The organism is Streptomyces capoamus (assembly GCF_014654935.1).
Lineage (GTDB): Bacteria > Actinomycetota > Actinomycetes > Streptomycetales > Streptomycetaceae > Streptomyces > Streptomyces capoamus.
Map to the genome: position 1 here is coordinate 71,642 of NZ_BNBF01000023.1, position 3,791 is coordinate 75,432.

Annotated in this window: 6 protein-coding genes; 1 reads left to right on the plus strand and 5 read right to left on the minus strand. The window is 66.5% G+C overall.

The genetic code is table 11. The features are described 5' to 3' along the window. The 5 genes from IE312_RS42465 to IE312_RS30025 form a co-directional block, all read right to left on the minus strand. The coding region (locus IE312_RS42465) for a DUF475 domain-containing protein (protein ID WP_229900595.1) at positions 1-634 on the minus strand (634 nt) is incomplete at its 3' end. 76 nt (positions 635-710) lie between these two features. Beyond that, a complete protein-coding gene (locus IE312_RS30010) occupies positions 711-1,289 on the minus strand; it encodes a TerD family protein (protein WP_189985420.1) in 579 nt (192 codons plus the stop codon). A 106-nt stretch (positions 1,290-1,395) separates the two neighbouring features. Continuing rightward, entirely contained in the window at positions 1,396-1,971 is a 576-nt protein-coding gene (locus IE312_RS30015; RefSeq protein ID WP_030341260.1) for a calcium homeostasis/redox stress adaptation protein, read from the minus strand. 138 nt (positions 1,972-2,109) lie between these two features. Then, a complete protein-coding gene (locus IE312_RS30020; protein ID WP_189985421.1) occupies positions 2,110-2,568 on the minus strand; it encodes a peroxiredoxin in 459 nt (152 codons plus the stop codon). Between the two features lie 128 nt (positions 2,569-2,696). Then, positions 2,697-3,134 carry a DUF3052 domain-containing protein gene (locus IE312_RS30025; RefSeq protein WP_165951532.1) on the minus strand — a complete coding sequence of 146 codons (438 nt, stop codon included), beginning with the start codon at positions 3,132-3,134 and terminating at the stop codon, positions 2,697-2,699. A gap of 391 nt (positions 3,135-3,525) precedes the next feature. Here IE312_RS30025 and IE312_RS42470 point away from each other — a divergent pair. Further along, a partial coding sequence (locus tag IE312_RS42470; RefSeq protein ID WP_229900596.1) for a pyruvate dehydrogenase E1 component-related protein occupies positions 3,526-3,791 on the plus strand: 266 nt, incomplete at its 3' end.

The following is a 3,791-nucleotide window of genomic DNA, read 5'->3' on the forward strand; positions in this document are numbered from 1 at the left end:
AGAGGCCGCCGACGATCATGTAGGTGATCAGGCCGGCGATCCCGGCGATCAGTACCGTCTGCGCCTTGTCCACGTGGGCGCCGCCGTGCTGGTGGGCGTGGGTGGCGAAGGTGAAGGACGTGATCAGCAGGACGATCAGGGCGATGCAGACCGACAGCATGTCGACCTTGCCGAGCTTGGCCAGGGGCCGCTCGATCCAGCGCAGCCACTGGATGTCCCGGTCCTCGAAGATGAAGTCGAGGAAGATCATCAGCAGGAACATGCCGCCGAAGGCGGCGATCGCCGGGTGGGCGTCGGTGACCAGCTGCTGGTAGCGGTCCTTGTTGTTGAGCGCGAGGTCGACCGCCTCGATCGGCCCCATCTTGGCGCTGATCGCGACGATGACGACGGGGAAGACCAGCCGCATGCCGAAGACGGCGATGAGCACGCCGACCGTGAGGAAGATCTTCTGCCAGAAGGCGTTCATCTTCTTCAGGATCCCGGCGTTGACGACCGCGTTGTCGAAGGACAGCGAGATCTCCAGGACGGCCAGGATCGCCACGATCCCGAAGGCGGTCCACCCCCCGTAGAACACCGCCGCGACCAGACCGAGCGCGGTGACCGCGAACGACCAGCCGAAGGTTTTCAGAAGCACTGGCTACCCCATCGTGTGGTGGGGGCACCTCCCAGACGAAGTCTGGGGGAGGGTCTCCCCCGAGTCGTACCGAGTTTTACGAAACGTTGACTCCGAAGTCTAGAGCGATGCCCCGGAGGCCGGACGCGTACCCCTGACCGACCGCACGGAACTTCCACTCGCCCTGGTACCGGTACAGCTCGCCGAAGATCATCGCGGTCTCGGTGGAGGCGTCCTCGCTCAGGTCGTAGCGCGCCAGTTCCTGGCCGTCGGCCTGGTTGACCACGCGGATGAAGGCGTTGGAGACCTGGCCGAAGGTCTGGCCGCGCTCGTCGGCCATATGGATGGAGACCGGGAAGATGATCTTTTCGCACTGCGGGGGGACCTTGGCCAGGTCGACCAGGACCGACTCGTCGTCGCCCTCGCCCTCACCGGTGAGGTTGTCACCGGTGTGCTCCACGGAGCCGTCGGGGCTCGTGAGCTGGTTGTAGAACACGAACCACTCGTCGCCCAGCACCCGGTTCCCGGCGCCGCACAGCAGGGCGCTGGCGTCCAGGTCGAAGGGGGCCCCGGTGGTGGACCGGGCGTCCCAGCCGAGCCCGATCAGGACGTTGGTGAGGTTCGGTGCGGCCTTGGAGAGGGAGACATTGCCCCCCTTGGCGAGTGTGACGCCCATGATGCTGGTCCTCCCCTGGTGGTGCCTGCCTGGTTGTCCTGCGCGTCCGGCGCCGCCCGTAAACGGTGCGGCGCCGGATGGTGCAGGTGTCGTTACTCCGCCGGGATCAGACGTTGACGCCGAAGTCCTGCGCGATGCCCCGCAGGCCGGAGGCGTAGCCCTGGCCGATGGCCCGGAACTTCCACTCCGCGCCGTGCCGGTACAGCTCGCCGAAGACCATGGCCGTCTCGGTGGAGGCGTCCTCGCTCAGGTCGTAGCGAGCGATCTCCTGCCCGCCGGCCTGGTTCACGACGCGGATGAAGGCGTTGCGGACCTGGCCGAAGGACTGCTGGCGGTTCTCGGCGTCGTAGATCGACACCGGGAAGACGATCTTCTCGATGTCGGCCGGGACACCGGCCAAGTCGATCTTGATCTGCTCGTCGTCACCCTCGCCCTCACCGGTGATGTTGTCACCGGTGTGCTCGACCGAGCCGTCGGGGCTCTTGAGATTGTTGAAGAAGACGAAGTGCTGGTCGCTCGCGACCTTGCCGGAGTTGTTCAGCAGCAGCGCGCTCGCGTCGAGGTCGAAGTCCGTGCCGGTCGTCGTGCGCACGTCCCACCCCAGGCCGACGATGACGGCGGTCAGGCCCGGGGCCTCCTTCGTCAGCGATACGTTGCCGCCCTTGCTGAGGCTGACTCCCACGGGTCCTCCATGTGGTGTCCAGGGGCGGGAAGCCCCGTCGTGCTTCGGATATGGGATCAACGTGCCGATCCTAGTGACGGGTTCCCGCGCCCCGCAGACCCTGCACCCTGAGAATCGCAGGTGTCGCCCGCGGTCGGCTCAGAGAGTGTCGAGCGCCTGCACGTACTCGTTCAGGTCGCGGGCGTCCGGCAGGCCGTTGACCACGGTCCACCGCACGACGCCCTCCTTGTCGATGATGAAGGTGCCCCGGACGGCACAGCCCTTGTCCTCGTCGAAGACGCCGTACGCGCGCGAGACGTTGCCGTGCGGCCAGAAGTCGCTCAGCAGGGGGTATTCGAAGCCCTCCTGCTCGGCGAAGACGCGCAGGGTGTGGATGGAGTCGTTGGAGACGGCGAGCAGCTGGGTGTCGCGGTCGGCGAAGCGCGGCAGGTTGTCGCGCAGCTCGCACAGCTCGCCGGTGCACACGCCGGTGAAGGCGAAGGGGTAGAAGAGCAGGACCACGTTCTTCTCACCGCGGAAGTCGGAGAGCTTCACGGTCCGGCCGTGGTTGTCCTTCAGCTCGAAGCCGGGCGCCTTGTCGCCGACCTGGATCGCCATCGTCGTGCATCCCTTCGGTGGGCTGTTCGGGTGGGAGCGTGCGGACGCTCGGGTCCACCCTACGCAGCGGGCACCGGTGTCTCACGGACGGGCCGAGCGTGCTCGGCCCGTCCGGTGGACGAGGACGGTCACCTCTTGGACTTGGCCGCCTTGGGCGTCGCCAGCCGGCTGCCGCTCCAGTCCTTGCCGACGCTGACGCTCTTCGAAGCGGTCAGGCCGGCCGTGGTGGCGGCGTCCTGGATGTCGCTCGGCTCCACGTACCCCGAACGGCCGGTCTTCGGCGTCAGGAGCAGGATCGCGCCGCCTTCTTCGATGTACGTGGTGGCATCCACCAGCGCATCCGTCAGGTCGCCGTCGTCGTCACGGAACCACAGCACAACGGCGTCGGCCACGTCGTCGTAGTCCTCGTCCATGAGGTCGCCTGCGATGGTTTCCTCGATGGCCTCGCGGAGCTCCTGATCGACGTCGTCGTCGTAGCCGATCTCCTGGACCACCTGCCCGGGCTGGAACCCCAGCCTGGCGGCAGGGTTCGTCCGCTCCTCCGCGTGGTCCGCGGTCGCGCTCACGGGTTGCCTCCTGATCAAGTTCGGTAAGTATCTCAGCCACGCGCGTGCGCGAAGCATTGGCCGTAGTCCACACGGGCGGGGCGGATCGCGCAAGTACCCGGCCGTCTGGACCGTCGAAACGGTGACGATCCCGGCCGTGTCGCCGCAACTTCTGGCACCGTATCCCGTTTCCGCGGAACCCACATCACACCGGTGTGCCCGGATCATCCCGTTCGGAATCATCCAGTGTTACGTCGCTCGAACAACTTTGCAAAGCACGTCACACCCCGGGCGTATCGTTGCGTTTTGACCGATGCGGACGACAGTGCGGATGACGTACGCCTTCCCGAGGTACACGATGGGGAACGGTGTAGGCAGGCAGAAACTGGCCCTCTGACAGGTAAGGAACAGCGTGGCTCCCGGATCCGATCGCAACCCGATCATCATTGGCGGCCTTCCGAGTCAGGTTCCTGACTTCGATCCCGAGGAAACCCAGGAGTGGCTCGACTCCCTGGACGCCGCCGTCGACGAGCGCGGGCGGGAGCGGGCCCGCTACCTCATGCTGCGTCTCATCGAGCGGGCCCGCGAGAAGCGCGTCGCCGTGCCGGAGATGCGCAGCACGGACTACGTCAACACGATCCCCACCAAGAGCGAGCCGTTCTTCCCGGGCAACGAGGA

Coding starts and splice junctions, on each gene's coding strand:
- IE312_RS30020 (WP_189985421.1), bottom strand. CDS start 2,568: ATGGCGATCCAGGTCGGCGACAAGGCGCCCGGCTTCGAGCTGAAGGAC.
- IE312_RS30010 (WP_189985420.1), bottom strand. CDS start 1,289: ATGGGCGTCACACTCGCCAAGGGGGGCAATGTCTCCCTCTCCAAGGCC.